Consider the following 24,566-nt stretch of genomic DNA (forward strand, 5'->3'; position numbering starts at 1 on the left):
TATCCTGCTGGCCGGATTGATTCACTCAGACCCGGCTCATGCGGATATAAACAGTGTGACCGCGAGCCCGGCATCAGTCACCGTGCCGTTGGGGCAAACACGTCCCGTTACCATTTCGTGGCGGGTGAACCGCACTGAAACCGATTCCAGTGGCGGGCCTTTTACCCGCCTGGTCAGCTCGCCCGGGGCATCACTGATTATCAACGGCATGACCGTGGCGAATGTGGCAGGCAGCCTGTCGACCACCTCGGTATTGTTATCGGGTGGCACCAGCACCGTGACCTTGACCGAATCATTCACCCTGAATCCCAACCAACTGCGTTTACTGGCGGACAGTGCGGCCGGCAGTGCCCGTATTGAACGGACTTTCAGTGATACCCAAACCACCGCGACCGGCATTGTTAACGTCTATGCCGGTAGTGGCAGTAGTGGTGAACTCACGGTCAGACGTATTGATCTGGCGTTTCAGAATGCCGCCCGCTCTGAAGTGGTCAAGCAGAATGAGAGCCTGTTTGCGGTCGCTGATATCGCTTTTTCCAGCAGTGGTGTGTTGCGGGGCGAATGGCGGCTGATTGATCCCGGCACCAGTCTCGGCAGTCAGTCCGGCAGGGTATTACAGGTGGTTCGTCAGAGCCTGTTAAGTGCCGGTCAGGGCAGAACCCGTATCACCAGTCCCAAACTGCCGACCGACCGCAGTGGTTTGTACCTGCTGGCGTTTGCTGTGGAACAGGAAGAGGCTGAAATTGAGATTCCGGTACTGCGTTACTTTGTGATTGAGCAAAGCAAAAAAACGATTATTGACCCCTTCCCGATGACAACGTTATCGCCTGCGGCAGGTGCAACACTCAATGATCAGACGGTCTTTTCCTGGCAGCCGGTAGCAACAGCCAGTGCTTATCAGGTAGAGATTTTTGCCACAGGTGAATCGCAACCACTGACCGGCAAGCTGGTGCCTGCTTCGGAACAGCAGCTCAGCCTGTCCAGCATGTCGCTGGACTGGCTGCAGGATAATACCCGGTATCAGTGGCAGGTCAGAGCGCTCGATAAACAGGGGCAATTGCTGGCAATTTCGGCGAGAATGCCGGTTAACACCCCTTAAGGGCGTGTCATGAACGACGATATCGCGATTCTCCATCAGATCGCTGCCGGCAGTCAGCAGGCGCTGGCCGAATTTTACCGACGCTATGAGTCACGCCTGTACCGTTTTATCTGCAGCAAAATGCCGGATCAGTTTGAAGCTGCCGATCTGGTTAATGAGGTGTTTCTTGAAGTCTGGCAAAAAGCGGCTGAATTTCAGCAGCGATCCAAAGTCTCGACCTGGCTGTTCAGCATTGCCTACTTCAAAACAGTAGACCGGCTGCGAAAAACGCGGCCAGAAGCCTTATCTGAAGAAGCACTGGATAACCTGGAAGACGATTCGCCGGCTTCTTTGACCTGCCTGATTCAGGCAGAACAGGCCGATCAGGTTCGGCATTGTGTCAGCACCCTCAAACCTGATCACCGGGCGGTGATGGAGCTGACGTTTTTTGAGGAAATGTCATACCGCGACATCGCGACCGTGGTCAACTGCCCGGAAAATACGGTCAAAACCCGGATGTTTCATGCAAAGCAGGCGATGAAAAAATGCCTGCAACGACTGGCCGGCGGAGGGTTGAGCCATGAATGAGTCACTAAGCCGTGAGCAGGTTGAAATGCTGTTGCCGTACTATGTGAACGGCACGCTGGATGCAGCGGAAAAACAGCAGGTGGAAAGCGTTTTGAAGCAACATCCTTCACTGTGGGATGAGCTGACATTTCTTCGCAAGCTACAGACAGAAGTGCAGGCGATGCCAGCAGCGGGCAACAGCCCGGGTGAACTGGGACTCAGGCGCCTGCAACAGCAATTGCCGGCCAGTTCACAGCCAAAACAAATTTCACCCCGCTGGCGCTGGGCCGCGGTTGCAGCCGCATTCCTGCTGGTGGTTCAGACCAGTGTGATGATGCTGACATCCGTGCCGGGAGGTTATCAACAGGCTGGCGAGCAGCAGCAGACGCCGTTGCTGATAATCACCTTTGAACCGCAGGCAACGGAAGCCGAGATCCGACAACTCCTGCTGCAAAATCAGCTGACCATCGTCGAGGGGCCTTCGGTACTGGGCCTGTACAAACTGTCAGCGGCGACTGAACCGGAAACGCTTCTGCAGTCGTTGCAACAAAGCGATCTTGTTGAGTCGGTACAGTTGAATCGCTGATCATGCGGTATGGTCTGATTATCCTTGCCGGTTTGCTCATCCCGCTGACCCTGCAGGCCGGAGCGACCGAACCGGCAGGTAGACCTACAACGGAAAGACCCTCGGAACCCACTTCTTCACCCCCAGCACAGAGGCAGGGTCTGAGTCAGCCGCCAGCACCGGCACGGCGACCGACGGTCAATGCGCCGCTGCCTGAAACCGGGTCTTACCGCTTGGATCAGGAAGGCTGCATTGCGGGTAAGCAGATTTCTGTTATTTTTCAAACGGGCCAGACACCGCCAAATCACCAGTGGTACCTAAAAACGCCGGAAAGCATGGCGAGACTCACAGCAAAGCTGACCGGCTACGGTCAGCTAAGGCTGTTAGTGCCCGGCTCGCTCAGCCTAACTCCGATGCAGGCATACCCGCTGTATTTCAAATCAAGCGCTGAGCACAGTTTGAGTTATACCGGTCAGACGGTCTTTTTCTGCCCGGAACAGACAGAAACAACGGCAAAGCGGGCAGGTGAATTACTGATTCTGGTGCCGCAAATGCAGCTGGACTTTATTGTGCAACAGCTTGAACAGCAGGGACTGACAGTGGCAGAGCAGAGCCCGCTGCTAGCCGGGCAGGTTTTGCTGACCCTGCGTGGCCACGGTAACCAGTGGGCGCAGCAACAGCGTCAAAAGTTGAGACAACTTTTTCCTGATCTGATTATTGACTTCAATGATTATTATGCCCCCGCAGCATCACCGAGGCTGTATGCCAGAGACATACTGAACTGGCCTGAGGCAGGATGTCTGCAGGCAGCTAAAGGAACAATTAAAGTCGGCATTATCGATAGTGTAGTCGATAATACCCACCCCTCACTGCAGGATCGTGCTGTGTTCATTGAGCATTTTGTCAGCCCAGTCGAAGTCGACAGCGATCATGCCACGATTATTGCTGTAATTCTGACAGGCAATAATCGTGCAGCAGGGCACAACGGTCTGCTTACAGAAGCGGCGTTGTATTCGGCGTCTGTGGTCGAAATGACAGAATATGGGGAGATGGCAAGTGTTTCTGCCATTGTCCGGGCTTTGCACTGGCTGCATCAGCAGCAGGTAAGGCTGGTTAATTTATCGCTGGCCGGTAGCCAGGCGAATATTGTATTGGAATCGGTCCTGAAATATGCACGACGTCAGGGTATGTTGATCTTTGCTGCAGCCGGCAATGAGGGGCGGAAACAGCCTGCCTACCCGGCGGCTTTTGAAAGTGTGTTTGCGGTGACGGCAGTGGATCCTGCCGAGCGATTGTATGCGCTTGCCAACCAGGGCGAGTTTATTGATTTTGCAGCCCCCGGTGTTGATGTCTGGACTGCGTCCGGTCAATATCGCTCCGGCACTTCTTATGCTGTCCCTCATGCGGTGGCAGTGACCGCTGTCTTGCTGCAGGTGAATCCTGTTTTGCCAGCGGAACTGGTTTACGAGAGTTTGCGCCGACTGAGCAAAGACCTGGGCGCGCAAGGTCATGATGAAAAATACGGTTGGGGACTGCTGCAGTATCCTCAGCAGTTTTGTCAGTAAAGCGGAAAAGCTCAGACCTTGATATTGAGGTTATTGCCGATACTGGCTGAGGGTTGTGCCGGCGTAGCGGCGCCGACGGCTGCCTGAATCAGCTGAATGCTGGCCTGGCCCTGTGCTTTGACTGCGTCATTACTCAGTTTGATGGCGGCAATGTCATGCTGTGCTGCAATACGTTCTGCTGACAGGATAGGCGACACATTTTGCGTTCTTTCAATATCCATGCTTTTTTCCCAGCTAAATACTTGATTTCACTATAAAGCATCCATTAAGTGATGTGAAGATCTTTCAGCCGATTCAAGAAGCTCGCTTTGAGTGTCCCCCGGCATAGACTATTTTTTTACTTGTGCCTTTTATGAATTAAGCGAAAAATCAAAACATCTAAAGTGCAGTCTTGACTAGCCGATAACGTAAATGGGGGGATTGACAGAATGATCGGTAATTCCCCTAAAGCCGCAGAAAACATAACAAACGCTGCGGTTATTAACAGTAAGGCACGGACGAGTTTATCAACCTGTCAGCAAATGGCAATGAGCCTGCTGTCTGCTGAATTATTCACATTTTGCTTGAAGTCGGGAAATATTTCCTTTAAAAAATTAAAGGGTCTGATTTTAAAGCTGCCATGAAGAAGCGGCGAATTAGATTTGAGTTCACAACCAAGTAGAGAGAGAGATATGAAGCTGAACGTTATGACAAATGCAGTAATGAATTTTCTTCGCGATGAAGAAGGTGCGAGCGGTATCGAGTACGCCCTGGTCGCTGCCATGGTCGCTATTGGCATCGTGACTTTTGTGACGCCGGTACGCGAAGCCATCGTGACTGTTTTTACTCAGATACAAACGGAACTCGGAAATGTGGGTGGTGGCTCTTAAGTAAGCTTTGAGTCATGCCTGACCCAGGATTCACGGTTGTTTTACCGGTGGTGTTCAGTGGCTGGCTGATGCTCTGCGGCTACGTTGACCTGCGCAGCCGCAGATTGCCAAATCTGCTGACCTTAGGTGCGCATTTGCCGGCCATCACGGCACTGATTATTTTTCATCAGAGCCTGATGGGGGAGCCGTTGCTGTCTGCTGTGTATGCTTGGTTGCTGGCGCTGTTATTGACCCTGCCGGCCTATGCTGTCCGCTGGCTGGGGGCCGGCGATGTCAAAATGTTATCAGCGCTGGCTTTGATGACGGGCTGGCAATTTCTTTTACTGAGCTTTGTCATCGCCGGGCTATTAGCCGGCATCATCGTTCTGCTCTGGCTGCTGGCACAACGCTCTTTTCCTTACCTGAATTTGAAGCTGGCCCGATGGGACAGTCAAATCCCGCCTGTAGCGGTGCTGAATGGCAAAGCGCTGCCATTTGGCGGCCTGCTCGCTGTGGCTGGCCTGACAGTCCTGATTCTGCAATTTTCTGCTGTGATTCGTTAACTGAGGCTCTGAGTTTATGCAGCGAAAAGCCACATCAGCAAAATTGCAAAAGGGCGCGGCCGCTATCGAAGCGGCACTGATGTTTGTGATTTTTTTCACGCTGTTTTATGCCATTGTCAGTTATTCGCTACCTTTGCTGCTGGTTCAGGCTTTTAATCATGCCGCCGCATCCGGTGCACGCTCCGCGGTGGCGGTGGAGCCGGATGCTTTTACGGACACCGACAGTTACATCCAGTCCGGTGTCATTCCCAGAGTCAGAACAGTGGTTGGCAATACCCTTGGCTGGTTGCCAGATTCCGCAAGCCAGGCAGTACTTGGCGATAACAATAGCCAGGTACAGGTTAATTTTGATCAGGCAACGGGTGTCCTTGGCGTGAGCATTGTTTATCCCGCTTACCGTGAATCACCGATGGTACCGACCTTGAGTTTGCCGGGTATCGGCGATATACCCCGCTTACCGCAGGATCTGCGTGGTTCGGCATCGGTCACGCTTTAAAAGAATAGAGAAGCACGGCAGAGCTAATGCCGTAAAAGACAATAAAAGCGCAGGGAAGCGTTACTAACAAAAAGGATGGGCTGGAGAAAATTTATGCCAGGGGATGATTAATGAGTAGTTCGACACTAAGGGTGATAGCCATCTTACTGGCGCTGGGAGCGATAATTCTCGGTTATATGGGTTACCGGACAAGTCAGATCGCTGTGCAGACCGATCAGATAAGTCCGCAGGCTGAACCCGAACCACAGAAAGTGCCGGTGCTGGTTGCAGCAAAAGATATCGCGGCCGATCAATATATCGAACTCGAGGATGTGACCACCCTCCTGGTCGAGTCCTCTCCACCTGACAGTTTTCAGCGCTTTGAAGCGCTAACGGGCCGACAGCTTAAACTACCGATTGCGGCCGGTGAAATGGTGCTCAAAGACCATTTTCACAATTTCAGTTCACTGGTCTCATCAATCAGGCCGGGAGAGCGGGCAATTGCGGTCAGGGTCGATGAAGTCACGGGCGCCGGCGGTTTTATTGAGCCGGGTGACAGTGTCGATGTATTGCTGTATCTGGCCGCGGGACATGAGACGGGAAAAGACAGTTCTGCGCAGCGTATTCTGTCAGATGTCCGGGTACTGGCTTATGGCAACAGTGTGGATGATACCGATGCAGATGCCATCAAACGTAAGGCCACATTGAACAAAACTGCGCCAGCCATGACCAGTGAGGCGACATCAGAGCAAGCCGAAAAAAAGGATGAGGCCAGCGGTAAAAAAAGTAAAACGGCCGTTCTTGCCGTCGCTGAAACAGCGCTGTCGAATCTACTTCTGGCAGAATCGGCCGGCCGGCTCCGGCTTGCTCTGATTGGTAAACAAAGGGGCCCGCAGACTCCACAGGAAACTGTCTCTGACAAAGCAAAACGGCAACTGGTGACATTGGATCAATATAAACCTGTTGCCGACATGCCACCGCAAACCGTCACCGAGGCTGCGCCGAAACAGGCATATTCACCCCCGACACCTGCCAGCGTGACCATACACCGGGGTACGCAGCAATCAACCATATCCGTAGCCAGGGAGAATTGAGTATGCTGCGCAGCCACAGAAACAGGACCGTTGATGATTTTTGCCCGTGGCTGATGGCCCCGCTGCTGTGGATATTGCTCATACCGCCGCTGCAGGCTGAAACCCTGGCTCTTGAAGTCGGTCTGCAACAGCGCCACCAGTTCGGACAAGCCATTGAGAGGGTCGCAGTGGGCGATCCCGCCGTCGCGGATGTCACCGTCATTGATGATGATGAAGTTCTGATCACGCCGCTGACGGCCGGCAGCACCAGCCTGACGATCTGGCCGCGAAACAGCGACAGGGTTCAGCAACTTATTCTTAATATTGAGGCGGCTGAGCAGGCTGCGCAGGAGAGTCTCAGACAAATGGAGATTCCGGCGATGTCTGTCGATGCCCGCGGCGGACAACTGGCCTTAGCGGGTGAGATAGGTTCACTGGAACAGCATTCGGCGGTGCGGCAATCTTTGGGTTTTGATGAGGAAAATGGAATCGACCGCAGCGAGTTTGCCAGTACCTCGCAGGTACAAATCGATATTAAAATCGTCGAAATCAGCAAGAGCCGGCTGCAGTCAGCAGGCTTCACTCTCGCCAAAGGGCTTAACGGACGAACACCGAGAGCGGTGGCCGGTCCTGGCGGCATCACCGGTGCGACCATCGATAACGGCATATCGCTTATCGGTAACCCGATACCGCAGGGAAATGCCTTCAATCTGATATACGGCCGCCAGTCCAGTGGCCTGCTGGTGGCTTTGTCCATGCTGGAAGGTAACGGCTTTGCCTATACGCTGGCGGAACCCTCCCTGATCGCAATGAGCGGTCAGAGCGCCAACTTTCTCGCCGGTGGTGAATTTCCGGTACCGGTACGCGGCGGCAGCTTTGATAACAGTGTCACCATCGAATACAAGGAATTCGGTGTCAGATTATCGCTGACCCCGACCGTGCTCGATAAGAACCGTATTGCGCTTAAAGTGGCGCCCGAAGTGAGCGAACTCGATTTCAATGCCGGTATCCAGACCGGCGGCGTGACCGTGCCGGCCCTGCGGGTGAGACGCACCGATACCAGCGTCATGCTCGGCAATGGAGAAAGCTTTGTTATCAGTGGCCTTATCAGTCAGAACACCATCGCCAATGTGGATAAATTGCCCGGTCTGGGCGATATCCCGATCATCGGTGCCTTTTTCCGTCAGAACCAGCTGGATCGGGAAGATCGCGAATTGTTAATGGTGGTAACACCCCGTCTGGTTCAGCCGTTGGCGCGCGATGCAAGCCTGCCTGAACTGCCTGGCGAACGCTACCGGCATTACAACCCGGGCTTTGCCGAGTTCATGTTTATGGAAAACGGTCAGTTCGGGGATAAAACGCCGGTTTCAAGCGGGTTTTCGAGGTAGCATGTGATGGCAAAGAATCAGAAAAGCTCTTATGTAGTGGTGCCCAGCGATGATAATCAACTGCATTGGTTGCAGGAAGTATTGTCGGATGAGGGTGAGGTAGTCAAAGCCGATTTCAACTCGATAGAACGGGTTCGTCAGTTGCTCGATCTGACCGGTGCCCAGGTGGTGTTTGTCGGCATTACCGAACAGAACCTGCGTCAGCAAGCCGCTTTTATCGAAGATCTGGTCACTTTCAAAACCATGCTGCTGGTGATTGCTGTGGCTGCTGAAGCCAATAACGACCTGGTGCTCAGCGCGATCCGCGCCGGTGCCAGAGACTTTGTGACTACCGGTACCCGTCACAATGAAGTCATGCGGCTGGTTCATCGTCTGCAACATCGGACGCCGGTCGCTCATCGCAGTGAAAACAAACGGGGTCAGGTCACTTCACTTATCAGTGCCCGCCCCGGTGCCGATTCGCCGATGCTGGCCCTGCATCTGGCCTTGTCGATACAGACCGAAAGCCAGGAGGCCAAGGTACTGTTGCTGGATCTGGGCACGCCGGCCGCAGACACGCTGACTTATCTCGGTATCACGCCGGCCTATAGCTTTCTTGATGCCGTGCAAAGCTTACGGAGGCTGGATTCGACCCTGATCGACAGTGCCTTTGCCAAGCATGAAAGCGGCCTGAAATTACTCGCTTTGCCGGAAGAACATAGTGGCATGGGGGAACTGACTTCAGCGGACATTTATGTTCTGCTGGGTGTGTTGCGGCAATATTTCAGTCATATCATTATCAATCTGGGCGGGGTGCCGTATTCGGATTTTCTGCATCTGCTGGTCAGCAATTCAGATACCACGCTGGCTTTACTGGAGCAGAGTGTGCCCAGCTGCAAACAGAACATGCAGCTTATCCGCAAGCTGTCACAGGCGCAGCTAGATATGAACAGCGTCAAGCTGGTGGTCGATCGTTACCTGCCCAATCTGCCACCCGATGCTGAGAATCTCGCCCGCGGACTCAATATCAGTCTGCTGACGACCCTGCCGTCATCTGGTATGGCCCGTTTAAAGATGATGAATTCAGGCGAGAGTCTGTTCGAGTGCGCTCCGCGCGATCCCTATACCCTGGCGGTCAGGAAAATGGCCAGAAAACTGGCGGATACTGAACAAACCGCTCTGGCTGATAAACCCCGACGAAGTATGCTGCGTCGTCTGCGCGGCATATTGAGCCGGAATGCCGAGGCCACAGCATGAGCTTTCAGTATCCGCATTTCGATTTCAGTCTTAAAAACACGCAGACCTATCAGGATATTAAATACGCGCTGCATCGCTATCTGATTGCGCGGGTAGAGGAAGACGGAATTCCTGTTACTGAATGGTCGGAGGACCGGCTGAGCGATTATGTGTTTGACCATGTCACTGAATACGCCAGCCAGAGCCAGCTCGCGGTCAGCAGCCAGGATCTGGATGAACTGACTGAGGAAATGGTCAACGAACTGGTCGGTTATGGTCCTCTTCAGTCACTGCTGGCCGATGATTCTATCAGCGATATCATGGTTAATGGCGCCTATCATATCTTCTTCGAAAAAAACGGCCGCGTACAGGAATCCTCGCTGCGGTTTATCGATGATGAGCATGTGCTGCGGGTTATCAGACGTATCATCGCGCCGATGGGCAGACGCCTTGATGAGTCCAGTCCGATGGTCGATGCGCGGTTGCCGGACGGGAGCCGCATTAATGCCATTATTCCGCCGCTGGCGCTGGATGGCCCCTGTCTGTCGGTGCGCAAATTTCGCCGTGAAATGTTGCGTGAGACCGATATGCTGGTCTACGGGTCACTGAATCAGGAGATGCTGGATCTGCTGGTCAAGGCGGTGCAGGGCCGCTGTAATATCATGGTCAGTGGCGGAACCGGTACCGGTAAAACCACTTTGCTGAATATTCTCAGCCGTTTTATTGATTCCTCCCAACGGCTGGTCACGATTGAAGATGCGGCTGAGTTGCAGCTTGGTCACAGCCATGTGGTGCGACTGGAAACCCGTCCGCCCAATGTCGAAGGGGCAGGCGAAGTTCGTGCCCGGGATCTGGTTCGCAACGCGCTGCGGATGCGTCCGGATCGGATTATTCTCGGCGAGGTGCGTGGGGAGGAAGTGCTGGATGTGCTGCAGGCCATGAATACGGGCCATGACGGCTCTATGAGTACCGTGCATGCCAATAATACCCGTGATGCGCTGGTCAGGCTGGAGATGCTGGCTTCGCTGGCTAACTTCCGGGGAAGTACCGACGTTATCAGGGAAATGATTGCCAGTGCGCTGGATTTGATCGTGCACATTTCCCGCTTCAGTGACGGTAAACGACGCATTACCTCGATTGCCGAGGTTACCGGCTATCGTGACGGTCAGTTTATGCTAAACGAGCTGTTCTTTTACGACGGCCAGCGTCATGTGAATCAGAACGTACGGCCTGCTAACGCTAAATTGGCTACCACTCCGCTGGGGGAACGCGACAGCGGCATAACAGGCGAGCGGGGTAGATAATGTCAGTTCTGATGTGGACCTATCTGTTGTCTGCATTACTGATCGTGCTGGCACTGGTGGCTGTATTTCGCAGCAGCCGCCAGGAACTGAATGAAAAAGCCTATCGACACTTTGTTGATACAGCCGGTCTGAAAATAGACGGCGTTCGCAGCAGAGACCGGCGGCGAAAAATGACGCCTATCAAACAACTGTTCTGGCGTGCTGGTCTTGAGCCCAAACAGCGCGATACCGTGATAGTTGCCACCGTCACCCTGTTGCTGACGCTGCTGGTGGGAATCGGCAATGGAATATTGGCTGCATTCATGGTTCCGCTGCTGGTGGCATTACTGCTGTATATGTGGCTCTGGCATCGCGCTAATAACCGGGTCAAAGCTATCCTGTTTCAACTGCCTCTGTTTCTGGATCAGGTATTGCGTGCCCTGGGGACGGGACGAAGCATGGAAAGTGCCCTGCAACTGGCAGCCGCGGAAACTCCCGATCCGCTCAAGGAAATTTTCGAGAAGGTATTGCGCGTCAATCGTCTGGGTGACGATCTGAGCCAGTCTATCCAGCAAATGGCTGAACTTTACCGGGTCCAGGAACTGTATCTGGTATCGCTGGCGATTCGCGTCAACCGCACTTACGGCAGCAGTGTGCGCGACTTGCTCAATAATATCGTCAAGATGATTCATGATCGCGAGGCAGCCCGTCGGGAATTGAGAACCATGACCGGTGAAACCCGTGTTACAGCCTGGGTGCTCGGTCTGCTGCCACTCCTGATTGCTGGCTATATTGTCATGGTCAATCCGGATTATATGATGACCATGTGGGATGACAGCAGCGGTCGGATCCTGCTGGCGGCGGCGCTGGTATTGCAGGCGATAGGCGCTTTTACGCTGTGGCGGATGATCAAGAGTATCTGATATGTCATTGTGGCTGATTATTATCCTGGGTTTAATTGTGCTGCTCTCCGCCGGCCTGCTGGTGGCAGCGCAATATCAGTCCCATAGTGCCGATATCGCTTCGCAGCGACGATTTTATGAATTACTGGAAAAAAATTCCGGTGATGCCGCTGCTGAACGTAGCTGGGCACGCGGGGTCGTCAGACGGATGGGACAGAGCGGCCTGGCCAGTTGGATCCCCAAAATCGAACAGCCGGAAACCGTGCAGCTGTTGCGTCAGGCAGGCTGGTACAACGCCAGTGGCAGGGCGGTGTTTTATCTTTCTGTATGGATCATGCCGCTGTTGCTGATGCTGCTGGTATTTATATTTGTTCTCACCACCGGCAATCTGAACCGGGAAGCCATGGCACAGCTTTTTATGGCCGGTGCGCTGGGCTTTCTGCTACCTAAAAATGTACTGCGCAGAAAGGCCAAATCTCGTCGCCAGATCCTGTCGCGGGAAATGCCTACAGCCGTTTATCTGTTACGCATGCTGTTTGATGCCGGCTTGTCGACGGAGCATGCATTGAGGGTGCTACATGTCGAAGGGCAACTGTTGACTCCCGAGCTGGCGAAAGAACTGAAAGTGGCTTTGCGTCAGGTTGATGCCGGTCTTGATCCGGCTGATGCACTGGCAGAGATGGCTGCGCCGCTTGACGTCAACGAGCTTAACGATACCGTGGCCATCCTCAAACAGGTCAGCCGGCACGGCGGCAATATCCGCGAGACGCTGATCAAGTTTGCCAAACTGATGGAGGATCGTCAGTTATCGAGCTTGCGCGAGTACGTCAATGTGCTGTCAGGCAAGATGTCGGTTGTGATGATGGTGTTTTTATTTCCGGCGTTGCTGATATTTCTCGCCGGGCCTGGGTTCCTCGCCCTCAGCAAGGGCCTGACTGGAGCGTTTTGATGAAGTTATGGTTCTTGATACTCATTTTAAGTCTGCTCAGCGCCTGTACAGGTATGAACGAGCCGCGCCGGACCAGCAGCCAGGCAAATCAGCATTGTGGTGAGGCAGAGGATGCGGATACCGCCATGCGGCTTGACGTGGTACGCAAAGTCATGGAACAGGGGCGGCTTTATGCCGCGCTGGCTCATCTGGACGATATCGACACAGCCTCACTGCAGGCCGCATATTTACGCGCCGATATTCTGCGCCAATCCGATCGCAGTGCCGAAGCCAGGCCGATTTATGAAAGCCTGCTGGACACCTGTCTGGAAGGAGAGGCACATCACGGTCTTGGTTTGATCGCCGGCCGCAATGGCCAGCTTAACCATGCCGTGAGTGAACTGGCCCGGGCGGTAGATTTACTGCCGGTCAATCCGCGCGTACGAAATGATTATGGCTACGCGCTGTTGTTGAAAGGCGACAGCGTAGCGGCGCAGCATGAGTTTCTGACGGCTATTGAACTTGATCCGGAGGCCACGCTGGCCGAAACCAACCTGGTGATCCTGCTTTATATGAACGGGGATCAGCAAAAAGCGGAGGCTTTTGCCCGCCGGGTCAAAATGGACCAGCAAACGCTGGCTGATTTGCAGCAGCAGGCAGCAGAACTGAGCAGGGCTCAACCCTGAGAGGAGATTTTATGCGCATACTTTCGGTTATTGCGGGGCTGGGACTGGCATTGAGCAGTAGCCCGGTATTTACGCAGCATCACAACGCCCCGTCGGAAATCGGCGAGCAAACCCGCTCATGGCTGGCACTGCAACGGGATGGACAGGCTGCTTCAGCGCAGCCGCAGCCCATGGCAGGTCCGGTCGCGGCCAGAATCTACGAACGTTATCAGGAAAGTTTCCGTTATCCCATTCCCGAGTACTACAGCGGCAATGATGCTGATGCGTCGGTATTGGGAGACTAGGCCTCCCTCATGACAGCAAGCCTCAAGCTGCAGTGTCAGAGCACCGCGCTAAGGCAGCGGGGTGCTCTGGGCCTGCTGGGTATTCTGACCTTGCTGCTTGCCATTTTATTCACGGCTCTTGCCGTGGATACCGGTCGCTTGATGATGGAGCAGCGCCGTCTGCAGACGGTAGCTGACATGGCGGCGCTGGATGCTGCCGCGCAGGCCGGACATTGTGGTAACGGTGAACTCAGCTCAATAGAAGCGTTGGCGGCAGCCAGTGCTGCACGCAACAATCATGCAGGCGGAGCGCTGACAGTCCGTGTCGGTCAAATTACGGTCGGGGCAGACGGACTGCGTGAATTCTCGGAAACGGATATCGCCTCGGCCACAGCAGTGAGTGTAGTGGCAGCCAGAACCGTACCTGCCAGCCTGTTTGCGGGGGGGACGCTGGGCGGCGACACGACATTGCAGGCCATGGCTGTGGCTGAGCGGGATGCGCTGGCCGGCTTCTCCGCCGGTACCATGCTGGTGTCGCTGTCAGATGAAGAAACCACGCTACTGAATACGCTGCTCAGCAGCATTCTGGGGGCGCCGGTTGGTTTGGATCTTATTTCCTATCAGGGGATTGCTGACACTAATCTGAGTCTGGGGGAACTGGTTGAGGCTTCGACCTCGTTTGGCAGCGTGGAAGAGTTGCTCAGTGCTGATTTGAGCATGAACGAGATGCTCAATCTGTATGCCGATGCGGTAGCCGCATCCGATGCTGCCAATGTCGATGTGGCTAATGGCCTTGACAGCCTGATTGCTGCTAATGTCAGTGATGTGACGGCTAATTTCGGTGAGATTGTCGCCGTCACCACAGAAAATCCTCAGGAGGCGGCTCAAGCGGATATTAATCTGATGGATTTGATCAGTACCAGCGCCCTGGTGGCCAACGGTGATGAAGCTATCAACCTGCCATTGAATGTCAGCCTGCCCGCTGGCCTGCTGAATGTCAGCAGCGCGCTGACGGTGACCGAGGCTCCGCAGATAGCTATCGGTCCGCCGGGCAGAGATGAAGATGGCAACTGGAAAACCCAGTTGAAAACGGCGCAACTTGAACTGGCCAGTGATGTGCAGAGCAATATTGATCTGAATATCGCCGGGCTCACCGGCGCCCAGGTCAACCTTGACTTACGACTGCAGCTTGGTATCGCTCAGGGGCGGGGCTGGCTGAAAAGTATTCAGTGCGGCATGATTAACAGTTACCAGAGTCAGGTCACTATCGGCTCCCAACCCGGCACGGCAACGCTGGCGCTGACCCAGGCCGGCAATCCTTCTGCCGCGGCGGCGACGGCAGATGTGTCTGCGATACTTTTGTTTGTGCGGGTGCCGGTCGCTGAGGTCGAGATTGGCCTTGATGCGCCGCTGCAAAACCCTTCGTCTACTGAGCTGGTTTATCAGGTGAATCCGCTGGAGGATGATCTGCCGCAAACCCAGACCGCGAGTACGGCGACCGGCCTGGCATTGTCCAATCTGCCGCAAAACTTTCAGACCGATGTGACCCTACTAGGTGCGATCAGTCTGCCCTTGCTTGATACCCTGATAGAAGAGGCGTTGCTGGCTCAGGTACTGACACCGCTTATCAGTCAGCTGTCCACAGCGACGCTGGATCCTTTGCTCACACTTTTAGGCATTGAGATAGGCGGTATGGATGTGAAATTGATCAGTGTCGATATCAGCCGGCCGGAAATGCAACGCTAGCCGATCAGCGTCATGCAGGTTAAGGCTTTAAGACTCACCAAGCTGATGCCAGCTTATCCGGTTACGGCCGCCTGCCTTGGAGGCGTACAGTGCATTATCCGCCAGTTGCAGGGGGTTGGCGGATTTCTCATAGTCCTCGGCGAACACCGTGATGCCACCCAGGCTGATAGTGACCTGGCCACTGGGTGTGTTTTCATTTTTGATATTCAGGTTTTCCACCTTTTTACGCATCCGTTCAGCCAGTTGATAGGCATCATCGCGGGTGGTCTGATTCAGCAGGACAACAAATTCCTCCCCGCCGTAGCGAGCCACTAAATCGGTGGCCCGACGGGCACATTCAGCCAGAGCGCTGGCGACCTGGACCAGACATTTATCGCCGGCCTGATGACCATATTGGTCATTAAACTGTTTGAAATAGTCGATATCTACCATGATCAGCGAGATAGGATTACCAGAACGTCTGCCCAGAGCCCAGGTCTGTTCCAGAATCATGTCAAACCGGCGCCGGTTAGCGATATGGGTCAGTTTGTCTTCGCTGGCATCGGTTTCCAGACCAAAACGGGCCATCAGATCATCCATCAAATCCCTGCGGCGTTGGATCGCCGAATAATAGAGCACGAGAACCATCAGGACGATTGCAGGGATGATCTTCCAGCCGGGACTGTCATTGACAAGGGCCAGCATAATGATAAGCGGAATAGTGAGACCGGCCAGAAAAGCCCCATAAACACTCGGGTAGGCACTGAGTTTGAGCAGCTCACTGGCCGCCACCGCACTCAGCATTAAAATCACAAACAGCCGGGTTTCAAAACTGAGTTGAGGTAATAACAGTGCAGTGAGGCCAAATCCCAGTCCGGCGGCCAGGGAGGCACTGGTGAACTGTGACAGGCTTTGCGGTTTGACGGTGGCTGCGACTTGCTGATTGTAGCGACGACTGACCAGCCATTGCCAGATGCCGCCACTGAATACGAGAATCAGCCAGACGCTGAATTCCAGCGTCGGCAATTGAGGCCAGAGATACACCGCCAGCAAGGCTGCGAACACGCTGTGATGAATAAAGGAGACCGTCGGATGGCGATGCAACTCCCGAAACAGATAAGTTGATAACTGATGAGGATTAATCAAAAGCTGTTTCCTGAGTTAAGAAAAAATTACTGTGCATCATGCTGAATCCCATCATCCATCGGGTGAATAACCGCAGGAAAACCTTTTACTACTGAACGCCGCCAGTTTACAACAACTGATAAGCCCTTGCTGAGTATTCCGGCACGAATAAAACGCTGTGAAGGAGCTGCTCTGATACAGGAGTTTCAGCGCTACTCGGCAAACACAGAATTGTAATCAAAGTAGGGTTTAATTCACAAAGCCATAACTAAAGCATGGCAGAATAAATGGCGTATGCATGAAGCTGAATTTCGATACTGGACAATGGACTAATAGTGGCTGCAGGATGGAAACTTCGGCCGCTGCAATACGTCCCAAATATAAAGGCAACAAACCAGAGGAGAACGGCCATTATTACCAAGACCCTGAACGAACGACATGATGAAGCGGCCCTGATCGATCAGGCGGCGCCGCCATGTAAAACGGAGTCTGATCTACGTCAGGCTGCAGAAGATGGCGCGCCTGAGGATCTCCTGGCGCTCGCCACAGCCCTGGTGAATAACACCATCGAACATCAGGACCCGGATGAGGCCCTATGCTGGCTGGAAAAGGCCAGGGTCGCAGTGGCGCCCACCGATGAGCCATTTCTTGAGCGTGTACTGGAAGTGGAAAGACAGGCCAAGAAGAAACAGGAAGAACTGGAGATTGCCCTGGAAATGGAATATACCCGTAGTGTTGATGCCTGAAAGACTGGCTTACTCGGTCTATAGCAGAAAGTAATTAAGCCCCGTAGCCATACAGGCTGGCCGGCAAGTCGGTTTTATAGCCAATGCAGCAGGCTATCGGCAGTGCTGATTTAGCGCCGAGAGGCGTCCGCGTTCTGTTCAGCCAGGCATTCCTGATAAATCTGTTCACTGAATTCATCAATTATCCGGTACTGCATCTGGAAGTCCGTTTCGCGCGGCGTGGCATAAGCACGCAGTAACAGACCGCGGGAAATATTACCGGCGGTCTCTTTCACTGCCTCTGCGACAGGCACACCCTGCTGGCGCCAGTTCATAAACAGATTGGCTTTTTCTTTCCAGCCCTCACATTCTTCGATGTCTCTGGCCTGTGCTGAGGATGCCAGCAGTAACACAGTGATAAGTGAAACCAATTTCATGTTTTTATCCTGTTCAGTTCAATCAATCCGGCCAGTTAGGCAGGGCGGGTTGATGCTTAGAGGTTTTTTCAGCGATGAGGTTCAAAACAGGACATCGATTTAACCGATGATTAAGCCACAAAACAGAAGACCGCCCGGTGGGCGGCCCTCTGAAATCCATGCTGAACGGGATCAGCCTTTGACTTTTTGAGCGATGCGATCCCCAATTTCCTGATCGACATGACGCCAGTATTCAAAAGCCCGCTCCAGGACTGCGTCGGATACACCATCGGATAAATGCCCGGCCACATTGGAGACAAAGCGATCCCGGGCTGCATCATCCATGACTTCGCGTAAGAGCGTGCGTGGTTGACTGAAATCATCATCTTCCGGGTGCAGCGTATAGGGCTGGCGCATCATCTGGCCGTCAATCGGCCAGGTGGTGTCTTCCGGGTAACGCTCCGAATCGGCATGAGGTCCACCCTTGGAATTGGGTGCATAGACCGGATCGGTGACATTCTGAACCCGCATCGCGCCATCCTTGCTGTAGCTGTTGACCTCGACTTTAGGGCGATTAACCGGGATCTGTTTGTAATTGACACCGAGTCTGGCCCGGTGGGCATCAGCATAGGCAAACATTCTACCCAGCAGCATTTTATCGGGACTGGCACCGATGCCGGGGACCATGTTGTTGGGCTCAAAAGCAGCCTGTTCAATCTCGGTATGATAATCAGTCGGGTTGCGGGTCAGGGTCAGCTTACCCACTTCAATCAGCGGATAATCCTTGTGTGACCAGACCTTGGTCAGGTCAAAAGGATTGAACCGATAATTTTCCGCATCGGCCATCGGCATGATCTGCATTTTCAGCGTCCAGCTTGGATGATCACCTTTCTCAATCGACTGATACAGATCGCGGGTATGGTAATCGCCGTCTTCACCGGCCAGTCTGTCGGCGTCTTCCTGAGTCAGAAAATCGATACCCTGATCGGTTTTAAAGTGATATTTCACCCAGAATTTTTCGCCTTCGGCATTGACCCACAGATAGGTATGGCTGCCGTACCCGTTCATATGACGCCAGCTTTTGGGAATGCCGCGATCGCCCATCAGCCAGGTGACCTGATGAGCCGACTCCGGTGACAGCGTCCAGAAATCCCACTGCATATCATGATCGCGTAGATTGGTATCGGCACGACGTTTCTGTGAGCGAATAAAGTGCTGAAATTTGAGCGGATCGCGAATAAAGAAGATCGGTGTGTTGTTCCCGACCAGATCATAGTTACCTTCGCTGGTGTAGAACTTGACTGCAAAACCACGTGGGTCGCGCCAGGTATCAGGGCTGCCACGTTCACCGGCCACGGTGGAGAAGCGGATCAATACTTCTGTTTTGATACCGGGCTGGAACACGGCTGCCTTGGTGTACTGGCTGACATCATTGGTGACTTCAAAGTGACCGAAAGCGCCACCCCCTTTCGCATGCGGCTGGCGTTCCGGAATCCGCTCACGGTTGAACTGGGCCATCTGTTCAATCAGGTAGTGGTCATGCAATAGAATAGGACCGTCAGGACCAACAGACAGGGAATGTTGATCGCTGTTCACCGGGATACCGGCATCGGTGGTGGTGGGTTTATTGTGCTTGCTCATTCGTTGCCTCCTCTCAAAAATCCTTGAACTGACAGGGATGTGCTTTCCTGGCAGGCAGCTTCATAAGCAATGCTTTGCTAAGACTAAGAGCGTGGATATCAAAGCAAGGGCGATGACATCAGGTTGTTACATCAAGCTGACTCAGCCTCTGTGCTTACAAAGCCATTGAAATGAATCATTGTTGCTTGTTGTTACTGGTTTACCCTACTTTAAAAGGGTCATTGGATCCTATAGAAATTTACCGCCAAAAAATCAGGATTTTTCTGAGTTATTGCCAAAATGCCGACAGCGCATTGATCCGGCTCGATATCGGTCGCTGTCATTTTGAACGCGATTGACGCAAAGCGAACGATGATGAGGTCAGTATCAGCAGGTCATATAAAGGAGTCATGATGAGCGAAGATAACCAAAAAGCCACAGAGATGGATGAGCAGACCTATGAACTGGCGCAACAGGTGTTTGAACTGGTTCGATCTGGCCGCACTGCCGAGCTGGAACAGCCGCTGGCCATGGGACTGCCTGCCAACCTGCGTAATGGCAATGGCGACAGCCTGTTGATGCTGGCGACGTATAACGGGCAGTATGCCATGAGCAAACTGCTGCTGGACAACGGGGCCGATCCGGAGCTGGCCAATGACCGCCAGCAAACACCGCTCGCCGGTGTTGCCTTTAAAGGTTATACGGAGGTTGCCGAGTTACTGATTGAATATGGCGCGGATGTGAATGCCAGAACGCCTGATGGCAAAACACCGCTGATGTTTGCGGCGATGTTTAATCAGACGGCGATTATCGAGCTGTTACTGGCAAAAGGGGCCGAAAAGGATGCTGCTACCGAAGACGGTAAAACGGCGTTGATGCTGGCCGAAGCGATGGGGGCCAAAGACAGTGTGGAAAAACTGCAGCGCTGACAGGTTTTCAGGCATAAAAATGCCCGGGCCGGCATTGCCGGCCCGGGCCTGAGCTCATCACTGATTAAGTGCTTTGCTTGATCATTTTCTGAACCTGACTGCGAAGCTCAGGGTCCTGTTGCATCGAGAGTGAAATATTGGCGTACTCTTCACGATACAGACCCGCCTCTTCAATGGCGTCGGCAATCTTGCGATGTGCCTCAACCATCAGGTCACGCTCCTCTGCCCTCGTGTTGGCACGGGCGATTTTCTCAGAATAGTCAGAACGAATCATTTTGATATCGTCCTGAACTGAGACGTATTGCTTCAGTTTCTGTTGGGTAAAATCGGCGTCGACTTTTTCAGCCTGTACCGGTTCACGCTCGGTTTTGGGCGTATAAGCGACGCCTTTGATCATATCGACACCCACATCCACATCAGCCAGGTTATTGACGCGGGCCCGCATGACCGGGTCAGTCTTGACGGCCACGTCAATGGTTTCGTACAAATCGTAATCAAAACCACTGTCAGTGATAACCGTGTAACGGCTGATGGTGGCCTGACGAATCAGTGATTGTTTCATCACATTATTCGGTACCTCATCAATCTTCTTGGCGAAGTTCTGGTTGATGGTTGAAACTTCCTTTTGTAACTCCGCGTAACGTTCCAGCTGCTCGTCAGTGACCGTGCTGGTTTCGACCACTTCAACCCATGGGCCCTCTTTGTAGGATTCCAGGACTTTGTCATCTTTGGCATAAGCCATTGTGGTGGTCGCAGATGCCAGGATTACAGCAGCAAATAGGGAAAACGTTTTTAGTGCGGTAGTCATAAAACCTCCGTTGATTTCGAAACACGTGTCCTATGCTACAAAGCTGTTAGCGCTGAACAATGGTTATTCTGGTGAGTTTACCCTCAGCATTTTTCTGAGTCCGGTTGGGGGGCGTCGAAGGCTTCAACCATTCAAACCCAGCAGTGAACTGACTTCCTGCGCTATCTGTAATTCTTCATCAGTGGCGATAACCAGCACCCTTATTAGGCTGCTTTTTTCCGAGATATCGGCCGCTGCGTCATCAATATTGAGGTTTTTCTGCTGATCCAGCGCGATACCGAGCTGGTCGATCCCTTCACAGCAACGTTCACGGATAAGCGGGGCGTGTTCGCCGATGCCACCGGTAAAGACCAGGGCGTCCACCTGCCCCAGGGCAAGCAGATAGGCCCCGATGTATTTGCGGACATGGTAAACAAACATTTCCAGCGCCAGGGTGGCCTCGGGATCTGACTGTTCCACCCGGCTGACAATCTCGCGCATATCATGCGAACCACAGATAGCCTGCAAACCGGACTCAAAGTTCAGTTGACGAGCGATCTCATCGGCGGAAAAGCCATGTTTTTGCTGCAGGTAAAGCGGTACTGAGGCATCCAGATCGCCACTGCGGCTGCCCATCATCAATCCCTCCAGCGGGGTAAAGCCCATCGAAGTATCTATGCTTTGTCCCTTGCGGATAGCGCAGGCACTGTCGCCGTTACCGAGATGCAAGGTAATCAGGTTGAGTTCAGCCACTGGTTTAGCCAGCATTTCAGCCGCCTTGTTCGCCACATACTGATGCGAGCTGCCATGAAAGCCATAACGACGAATGCCAAACTCTTTAAACCAGCGTTCCGGCACCGGATAGCGATAGGCATATTCAGGCATGCTGTGATGAAAGGCGCTGTCGAATACCGCCACCTGTGGAATATTGGAAAACTGTTTCATGCACAAGCGGATTCCCATCAGGTTGCCGGGCAGATGTTGCGGGGCCAGATGTTCAAGTGCCGCTATTTCCTCGACAACTGCAGCTGTCAACTGAACAGGTTCAGTAAAACCTGCACCACCATGAACTACCCGGTGACCTATTGCCTCAATCACCAATTCTGGAAAGGTTTCCAGTAGCGCATCAATGTCGCGGCGCACCGCATCGAATGCTGCGGCATAATCAGGAAACGGATCTTTTTCCATGTTTGCTGTTTCATCTGAAGCGGCTTTGAGAGAGTGTTCACCTGATTTTTCGCCAATGCCAGTAATTGCGCCGCTCAGTACTGTGGCAGCTGTCGACAGATCGATGATTTTGAATTTGACCGACGAACTGCCGCAGTTCAGCACCAGAATATAATGGCTCAAGCGCTTATTCCCCCGGCCAGATCCAGTCCGCGTATTCAGGTTTGTCGACTCCGTATTCATAGGCATACAGGCGACAGTCAATCTGCGCGTCCTTGAGCTGTTGCTTGGCATGGGCGCCAATGCTCTGCAGCCGGTCGACACGATCAATCACGTCCATTGCCAGGCTGAAACGGTCGATTTCATTCTGGATCGCCAGCTCCAGCGGTGTGTTGATATTGCCTTTTTCCTTGTAACCGCGGACATGAATATTTTTATGGTTGCTACGGCGATAAGCCAGCCTATGTACCAGCCAGGGATAACCATGGAAGTTGAAAATGACCGGCTTGTCGCGGGTAAACAGGCTGTCAAAGTCTTTATCAGTGAGACCATGCGGATGCTCGGTATCGGGCAGTAATTTGAACAAATCCACCACATTGATAAAGCGAACTTTCAAATCCGGGAAGTGTTCATGCAACAAAGCGACCGCAGCCAGCGCCTCCTGGGTTGGAATATCGCCACAGCCAACCATGACCACGTCGGGTTCCTGGCCCTGATCAGAGCTGGCCCAGTCCCAGATACCAAGCCCCTTGGTGCAGTGTTTGACCGCTTCATCCATGCTCAGAAACTGCAGATGTTTTTGTTTATCGGCGACGATGACATTGACGTAGTTATCAGCGCGCAGACAGTGATCCGCCACTGACAACAGGCAGTTGGCATCAGGTGGCAGGTAGATGCGGCAGACACTCGGACTTTTGTTTACGACCAGGTCCAGAAAGCCCGGATCCTGATGAGTAAAGCCATTGTGATCCTGACGCCAGACCGTGCTGGTGATCAGCAGGTTGAGTGATGACAGCGGCGCCCGCCAGTCAATCTGATTGCAGATATCCAGCCACTTGGCGTGCTGGTTGAACATCGAATCAATGACATGCACAAAGGCTTCATAGCTGGATAAAAAGCCATGGCGACCGGTCAGCAGATAGCCTTCCAGCCAGCCTTCCAGCGTATGCTCCGACAACATCTCCAGCACCCGACCATCGCGAGATAACTGGCCGCCGTCTTCATCTTCAGGCAGCAGATCGGCCATCCACAGTTTTTTGCTTGCGTCGTAGACATCATCAAGTTTATTCGAGGTGTTCTCATCGGGGCCGAACACGCGGAAGTTGTGCATGTTCTTTGTCATGATATCCCGCAGAAAGCGACCCAGGGGGCGGGTATTTTCGACCGATTCTGTGGCGGGCGAATTGATCTCGAGGGCATAATCATAAAAGTCGGGCATTTTCAGATCCTTGCGCACCAGGCCGCCATTGGCATGGGGATTGGCGCTCATGCGTCTGTGACCTTTGGGGGCCAGTGCCTTCAGTTCAGGAATCAAACGCCCTTCGTCATCAAACAGCTCATGCGGACGATAGCTGAGCAGCCAGTCCTCCAGCTGTTTCAGATGCTGGGCATTGTCTTTTACCCCGGCCAGCGGGACCTGATGTGCACGCCAGAAGCCCTCGACTTTATGACCATCGACATAGTCCGGTCCGGTCCAGCCCTTGGGACTGCGTAACACAATCATCGGCCAGCGCGGACGCTCGACTTTATCCCCGGAACGGGCCTGCTCCTGAATGGCTTTGATGTCATTGAGGCATTGCTCCATTGCCGAGGCCATCTTGGCATGCATCTCCATTGGCTCACTGCCTTCAACAAAATAGGGCGTCCAGCCATAACCTTTGAACAGATCCTCCAGTTCCTGATGCGAGATTCGCGACAGTATGGTCGGGTTATTAATCTTGTAACCGTTGAGATGCAGTACCGGCAGGACTGCGCCATCACGGGCCGGGTTCAGAAATTTATTGGAATGCCATGAAGTCGCCAATGGCCCGGTTTCCGCCTCGCCGTCACCGACCATTACCGTGACAAGCAGATCCGGATTATCGAAAGCGGCGCCGAAGGCATGGGACAGGCTGTATCCCAGCTCACCGCCTTCGTGAATCGAGCCCGGCGTTTCCGGCGTACAGTGACTGCCTATTCCGCCCGGAAAAGAGAAGGATTTGAAGAACCGGCGCATACCGTCAACATCTTCACCTTTATTGGGATAGATTTCGGAGTAAGTGCCTTCCAGATAGACCGGTGCCAGTACGCCGGGCGCGCCATGACCGGGACCGGCCAGGAAGATGGCATTGAGATCAAACTTGTTGATCAGCCGGTTCATGTGAATGTAGGTGAAACTCAAACCCGGACTGGCACCCCAGTGACCGAGCAAGCGGTTTTTGATGTGAGTCGGTTTCAGTTTGGCCCGGAGCAGCGGATTATCCTGCAGATAAATCATTCCCGCAGCCAGGTAATTACAGGCACGCCAGTAGGCATGCATCTGTTCCAGCGTGGTTTTATCGAGTTGTATATCTTGAAAAGCACCCATTGATTCAGTCCTCAAGCAATGATGTGAAAACTGTAACGGCTTAAGATGTAAGAGTGATTAAATCAGCAGATTTAAATGACATACACCAGACTTGATCATCTGGCGGT

General features: G+C 53.4%; 25 protein-coding genes. 18 read left to right on the forward strand and 7 right to left on the reverse strand.

Translation table 11 applies throughout. The features are described 5' to 3' along the window. Positions 1-55: 55 nt before the first annotated feature. Genes FH755_RS06325 through FH755_RS06340 form a run of 4 tightly spaced genes read left to right on the forward strand, consistent with a single transcriptional unit; the run spans position 56 to position 3,775 of the window. Positions 56-1,099, forward strand: a complete 1,044-nt coding sequence (locus tag FH755_RS06325; RefSeq protein WP_292439734.1) for a hypothetical protein — start codon at positions 56-58, stop codon at positions 1,097-1,099. Positions 1,100-1,108: 9 nt separating this feature from the next. Continuing rightward, a complete protein-coding gene (locus FH755_RS06330) occupies positions 1,109-1,666 on the forward strand; it encodes a sigma-70 family RNA polymerase sigma factor (protein WP_292439736.1) in 558 nt (185 codons plus the stop codon). Further along, a complete protein-coding gene (locus FH755_RS06335) occupies positions 1,659-2,231 on the forward strand; it encodes a hypothetical protein (protein ID WP_292439737.1) in 573 nt (190 codons plus the stop codon). The genes FH755_RS06330 and FH755_RS06335 overlap by 8 nt, the downstream gene beginning before the upstream one ends. Before the next feature lie 2 nt (positions 2,232-2,233). Further along, on the forward strand, positions 2,234-3,775 hold the full coding sequence (locus FH755_RS06340; protein ID WP_292439739.1) for a S8 family serine peptidase: 1,542 nt from the start codon (positions 2,234-2,236) through the stop codon (positions 3,773-3,775). 11 nt (positions 3,776-3,786) lie between these two features. On the opposite strand, the gene FH755_RS06345 is transcribed toward FH755_RS06340, so the two are convergent. Continuing rightward, positions 3,787-3,996 carry a hypothetical protein gene (locus FH755_RS06345; protein ID WP_292439741.1) on the reverse strand — a complete coding sequence of 70 codons (210 nt, stop codon included), beginning with the start codon at positions 3,994-3,996 and terminating at the stop codon, positions 3,787-3,789. Between the two features lie 465 nt (positions 3,997-4,461). Between FH755_RS06345 and FH755_RS06350 the strand changes: the two genes are divergently transcribed. From FH755_RS06350 to FH755_RS06405, 12 genes are all read left to right on the forward strand, one after another. Then, the gene (locus FH755_RS06350; protein WP_292439743.1) at positions 4,462-4,644 is read left to right on the forward strand and encodes a Flp family type IVb pilin; all 183 of its coding nucleotides are present in this window, start codon (positions 4,462-4,464) and stop codon (positions 4,642-4,644) included. Between the two features lie 14 nt (positions 4,645-4,658). Then, entirely contained in the window at positions 4,659-5,186 is a 528-nt protein-coding gene (locus FH755_RS06355; protein WP_292439745.1) for a prepilin peptidase, read from the forward strand. Between the two features lie 16 nt (positions 5,187-5,202). Then, positions 5,203-5,682 carry a TadE/TadG family type IV pilus assembly protein gene (locus FH755_RS06360; RefSeq protein WP_292439747.1) on the forward strand — a complete coding sequence of 160 codons (480 nt, stop codon included), beginning with the start codon at positions 5,203-5,205 and terminating at the stop codon, positions 5,680-5,682. A gap of 110 nt (positions 5,683-5,792) precedes the next feature. Continuing rightward, a complete protein-coding gene (gene cpaB / locus FH755_RS06365; RefSeq protein ID WP_292439749.1) occupies positions 5,793-6,755 on the forward strand; it encodes a Flp pilus assembly protein CpaB in 963 nt (320 codons plus the stop codon). Positions 6,756-6,757: 2 nt separating this feature from the next. Beyond that, positions 6,758-8,122 carry a type II and III secretion system protein family protein gene (locus FH755_RS06370; protein ID WP_292439751.1) on the forward strand — a complete coding sequence of 455 codons (1,365 nt, stop codon included), beginning with the start codon at positions 6,758-6,760 and terminating at the stop codon, positions 8,120-8,122. Between the two features lie 6 nt (positions 8,123-8,128). Then, positions 8,129-9,358 (forward strand): hypothetical protein, encoded by a 1,230-nt coding sequence (locus FH755_RS06375; RefSeq protein WP_292439753.1) that lies wholly within the window; start codon positions 8,129-8,131, stop codon positions 9,356-9,358. Beyond that, positions 9,355-10,641 (forward strand): CpaF family protein, encoded by a 1,287-nt coding sequence (locus tag FH755_RS06380; RefSeq protein ID WP_292439755.1) that lies wholly within the window; start codon positions 9,355-9,357, stop codon positions 10,639-10,641. The genes FH755_RS06375 and FH755_RS06380 overlap by 4 nt, the downstream gene beginning before the upstream one ends. Next, the gene (locus FH755_RS06385; protein ID WP_292439756.1) at positions 10,641-11,543 is read left to right on the forward strand and encodes a type II secretion system F family protein; all 903 of its coding nucleotides are present in this window, start codon (positions 10,641-10,643) and stop codon (positions 11,541-11,543) included. The genes FH755_RS06380 and FH755_RS06385 overlap by 1 nt, the downstream gene beginning before the upstream one ends. 1 nt (position 11,544) lies before the next feature. Beyond that, positions 11,545-12,471, forward strand: coding sequence for a type II secretion system F family protein (locus FH755_RS06390; RefSeq protein ID WP_292439757.1), 927 nt, complete (start codon positions 11,545-11,547; stop codon positions 12,469-12,471). After that, positions 12,471-13,136, forward strand: a complete 666-nt coding sequence (locus tag FH755_RS06395) for a hypothetical protein (RefSeq protein ID WP_292439758.1) — start codon at positions 12,471-12,473, stop codon at positions 13,134-13,136. Before FH755_RS06390 ends, FH755_RS06395 begins: the two co-directional genes overlap by 1 nt. 11 nt (positions 13,137-13,147) lie before the next feature. Continuing rightward, positions 13,148-13,420, forward strand: a complete 273-nt coding sequence (locus tag FH755_RS06400; protein ID WP_292439759.1) for a DUF3613 domain-containing protein — start codon at positions 13,148-13,150, stop codon at positions 13,418-13,420. Positions 13,421-13,429: 9 nt separating this feature from the next. Further along, the gene (locus FH755_RS06405; protein WP_292439760.1) at positions 13,430-15,145 is read left to right on the forward strand and encodes a pilus assembly protein TadG-related protein; all 1,716 of its coding nucleotides are present in this window, start codon (positions 13,430-13,432) and stop codon (positions 15,143-15,145) included. Between the two features lie 27 nt (positions 15,146-15,172). On the opposite strand, the gene FH755_RS06410 is transcribed toward FH755_RS06405, so the two are convergent. After that, the gene (locus FH755_RS06410) at positions 15,173-16,270 is read right to left on the reverse strand and encodes a GGDEF domain-containing protein (RefSeq protein ID WP_292439762.1); all 1,098 of its coding nucleotides are present in this window, start codon (positions 16,268-16,270) and stop codon (positions 15,173-15,175) included. Between the two features lie 314 nt (positions 16,271-16,584). Here FH755_RS06410 and FH755_RS06415 point away from each other — a divergent pair, with 314 nt between their 5' ends. Further along, complete coding sequence (locus tag FH755_RS06415; RefSeq protein ID WP_292439764.1) at positions 16,585-16,995, forward strand: hypothetical protein; 411 nt, start codon at positions 16,585-16,587, stop codon at positions 16,993-16,995. Positions 16,996-17,105: 110 nt separating this feature from the next. Here FH755_RS06415 and FH755_RS06420 read toward each other — a convergent pair whose 3' ends face one another. Together FH755_RS06420 and FH755_RS06425 are read right to left on the reverse strand one after the other, a co-directional pair. Then, complete coding sequence (locus FH755_RS06420; protein WP_292439766.1) at positions 17,106-17,411, reverse strand: hypothetical protein; 306 nt, start codon at positions 17,409-17,411, stop codon at positions 17,106-17,108. 171 nt (positions 17,412-17,582) lie between these two features. Continuing rightward, positions 17,583-19,031, reverse strand: a complete 1,449-nt coding sequence (locus FH755_RS06425) for a catalase (RefSeq protein WP_292439768.1) — start codon at positions 19,029-19,031, stop codon at positions 17,583-17,585. A 392-nt stretch (positions 19,032-19,423) separates the two neighbouring features. Here FH755_RS06425 and FH755_RS06430 point away from each other — a divergent pair, with 392 nt between their 5' ends. Then, positions 19,424-19,939 (forward strand): ankyrin repeat domain-containing protein, encoded by a 516-nt coding sequence (locus FH755_RS06430; protein ID WP_292439770.1) that lies wholly within the window; start codon positions 19,424-19,426, stop codon positions 19,937-19,939. 64 nt (positions 19,940-20,003) lie between these two features. Here FH755_RS06430 and FH755_RS06435 read toward each other — a convergent pair whose 3' ends face one another. The 3 genes from FH755_RS06435 to FH755_RS06445 all read right to left on the reverse strand — a co-directional run bounded on the left by FH755_RS06435 (position 20,004) and on the right by FH755_RS06445 (position 24,459). Continuing rightward, positions 20,004-20,747, reverse strand: a complete 744-nt coding sequence (locus FH755_RS06435; RefSeq protein WP_292439771.1) for a DUF4168 domain-containing protein — start codon at positions 20,745-20,747, stop codon at positions 20,004-20,006. A 123-nt stretch (positions 20,748-20,870) separates the two neighbouring features. Then, a complete protein-coding gene (locus FH755_RS06440) occupies positions 20,871-22,076 on the reverse strand; it encodes an acetate kinase (RefSeq protein ID WP_292439772.1) in 1,206 nt (401 codons plus the stop codon). A gap of 4 nt (positions 22,077-22,080) precedes the next feature. Continuing rightward, on the reverse strand, positions 22,081-24,459 hold the full coding sequence (locus FH755_RS06445; protein WP_292439774.1) for a phosphoketolase: 2,379 nt from the start codon (positions 24,457-24,459) through the stop codon (positions 22,081-22,083). Positions 24,460-24,566 lie beyond the last annotated feature (107 nt).

Source organism: Methylophaga sp. (genome assembly GCF_009711715.1).
In the GTDB taxonomy this organism is placed as follows: Bacteria; Pseudomonadota; Gammaproteobacteria; order Nitrosococcales; family Methylophagaceae; genus Methylophaga.

Coding starts and splice junctions, on each gene's coding strand:
- cpaB (WP_292439749.1), top strand. CDS start 5,793: ATGAGTAGTTCGACACTAAGGGTGATAGCCATCTTACTGGCGCTGGGA.
- FH755_RS06370 (WP_292439751.1), top strand. CDS start 6,758: ATGCTGCGCAGCCACAGAAACAGGACCGTTGATGATTTTTGCCCGTGG.
- FH755_RS06360 (WP_292439747.1), top strand. CDS start 5,203: ATGCAGCGAAAAGCCACATCAGCAAAATTGCAAAAGGGCGCGGCCGCT.
- FH755_RS06330 (WP_292439736.1), top strand. CDS start 1,109: ATGAACGACGATATCGCGATTCTCCATCAGATCGCTGCCGGCAGTCAG.
- FH755_RS06385 (WP_292439756.1), top strand. CDS start 10,641: ATGTCAGTTCTGATGTGGACCTATCTGTTGTCTGCATTACTGATCGTG.
- FH755_RS06340 (WP_292439739.1), top strand. CDS start 2,234: ATGCGGTATGGTCTGATTATCCTTGCCGGTTTGCTCATCCCGCTGACC.
- FH755_RS06335 (WP_292439737.1), top strand. CDS start 1,659: ATGAATGAGTCACTAAGCCGTGAGCAGGTTGAAATGCTGTTGCCGTAC.
- FH755_RS06355 (WP_292439745.1), top strand. CDS start 4,659: ATGCCTGACCCAGGATTCACGGTTGTTTTACCGGTGGTGTTCAGTGGC.
- FH755_RS06350 (WP_292439743.1), top strand. CDS start 4,462: ATGACAAATGCAGTAATGAATTTTCTTCGCGATGAAGAAGGTGCGAGC.
- FH755_RS06390 (WP_292439757.1), top strand. CDS start 11,545: ATGTCATTGTGGCTGATTATTATCCTGGGTTTAATTGTGCTGCTCTCC.
- FH755_RS06435 (WP_292439771.1), bottom strand. CDS start 20,747: ATGACTACCGCACTAAAAACGTTTTCCCTATTTGCTGCTGTAATCCTG.
- FH755_RS06405 (WP_292439760.1), top strand. CDS start 13,430: ATGACAGCAAGCCTCAAGCTGCAGTGTCAGAGCACCGCGCTAAGGCAG.
- FH755_RS06400 (WP_292439759.1), top strand. CDS start 13,148: ATGCGCATACTTTCGGTTATTGCGGGGCTGGGACTGGCATTGAGCAGT.
- FH755_RS06345 (WP_292439741.1), bottom strand. CDS start 3,996: ATGGATATTGAAAGAACGCAAAATGTGTCGCCTATCCTGTCAGCAGAA.
- FH755_RS06395 (WP_292439758.1), top strand. CDS start 12,471: ATGAAGTTATGGTTCTTGATACTCATTTTAAGTCTGCTCAGCGCCTGT.
- FH755_RS06380 (WP_292439755.1), top strand. CDS start 9,355: ATGAGCTTTCAGTATCCGCATTTCGATTTCAGTCTTAAAAACACGCAG.
- FH755_RS06420 (WP_292439766.1), bottom strand. CDS start 17,411: ATGAAATTGGTTTCACTTATCACTGTGTTACTGCTGGCATCCTCAGCA.
- FH755_RS06375 (WP_292439753.1), top strand. CDS start 8,129: ATGGCAAAGAATCAGAAAAGCTCTTATGTAGTGGTGCCCAGCGATGAT.
- FH755_RS06430 (WP_292439770.1), top strand. CDS start 19,424: ATGAGCGAAGATAACCAAAAAGCCACAGAGATGGATGAGCAGACCTAT.
- FH755_RS06425 (WP_292439768.1), bottom strand. CDS start 19,031: ATGAGCAAGCACAATAAACCCACCACCACCGATGCCGGTATCCCGGTG.
- FH755_RS06445 (WP_292439774.1), bottom strand. CDS start 24,459: ATGGGTGCTTTTCAAGATATACAACTCGATAAAACCACGCTGGAACAG.